The following is a 1184-nucleotide window of genomic DNA, read 5'->3' as shown; positions in this document are numbered from 1 at the left end:
TTAGCGGCCTTAAAACACAGAGGTTCACCACTTTTAAAATTTGCAATTAATAGCTAAATTTTACTAGTCGTCCACCTCAGGGCGTGTTGTTATGTGCCTTATTTAACTCGATACCTGAATAATACAAGGTTATCTAAAACAAGATTGCTTGACCAAATAAATGAAGCACCAGAACCTGAGAACTGTTCTTGGAAATTCATATAAGCTTTCTTATTATTAACACCAATTTCATCTTCCGTAAATTCCACTGAATTTGGCCAAGATAAGTAACTTTCGTTTAATTTCCAATTTACTGGGATATCCCAATGTAACGAATAGGTCTCAATATACTTATCCGCACCATTGGTACTGCATTTTGTTGTTAAACGCTGATCTCCTATTTCTTTAGCACACTTCAGATCATAAACAGGAGAGGTATAAAAAGTTTGAGCTGACCATTTAGAATTGGTTTTCGTACCATCTGAGAAGCTTGCAATAAAGCCACCGTCTCCAGGGTGAAAACGTTTACCACGGTTATCTTCACTACCCAAGCCTGAATTTTCTTCCCAATCAACAACTTTGATTGCTATATCATATGGCTTTTTAACTTTAAATTTCACGATATTGGAATTAAAAGGAGTAAAAGGTATAGGATCCACGGCTATTAACTTACCGTTTATAAATAATTCAAAGTAATTATCTGCAAATATGTACCCTGTAATAACTTCCCCATCTTTATCTACTTCTATGATAGGTACGGACGACAAGTTAACCTCAGATAAAGATTTTGGGGTTACCTTCGAGCATTCATTATAAAGGTCTGTGGCAAAATTCTTTTGTTCATATTGAACCTTTGCAGGAACAAGATATTCAATATTATCATATTTTTTAATGCCGACTGGAGACGGACGTGAACGTCCGTTTTTACAGGTAAATAACGTTGAAACGTTGACTTCAGCCTCACCTTTAATTACATGAGCAGTCCCAGCATAATCACTAGAACTAGCTGATGACGAAAAACTTAACATAGTAAATAACGATAGTACCGAAAATTTAATTTTAATATTCATAAATATTCCCATATATAGAAGAGCCAAAGCATAGGCACATAACGAGCCTGTAGATTAACTCGTTTTTAAATTTGTTTTTATTAATAAACAAACCATAGCTGAGTTCCTATTTTGGTTCAATCGATTACTGTATTT

The 1184-nt window shown here is 34.5% G+C and carries 1 protein-coding gene; it reads right to left on the bottom strand.

Annotated features, from left to right (window positions below; genetic code table 11):
- Nucleotides 1-98: 98 nt before the first annotated feature.
- On the bottom strand, nucleotides 99-1049 hold the full coding sequence (locus tag GQR56_RS21170; RefSeq protein WP_165729605.1) for a hypothetical protein: 951 nt from the start codon (nucleotides 1047-1049) through the stop codon (nucleotides 99-101).
- Between the last annotated feature and the right edge of the window lie 135 nt (nucleotides 1050-1184).

Source organism: Pseudoalteromonas sp. Z9A5 (assembly GCF_011378875.1).
Classification (GTDB): Bacteria; Pseudomonadota; Gammaproteobacteria; order Enterobacterales; family Alteromonadaceae; genus Pseudoalteromonas.
The sequence above is the reverse complement of the archived record's forward strand: the minus strand, read 5'-3'. Positions and strand labels throughout refer to the sequence as shown.

What these genes read in the sequence shown, in the direction of transcription:
- GQR56_RS21170 (WP_165729605.1), bottom strand. Translation starts at nt 1,049, where the DNA reads ATGAATATTAAAATTAAATTTTCGGTACTATCGTTATTTACTATGTTA.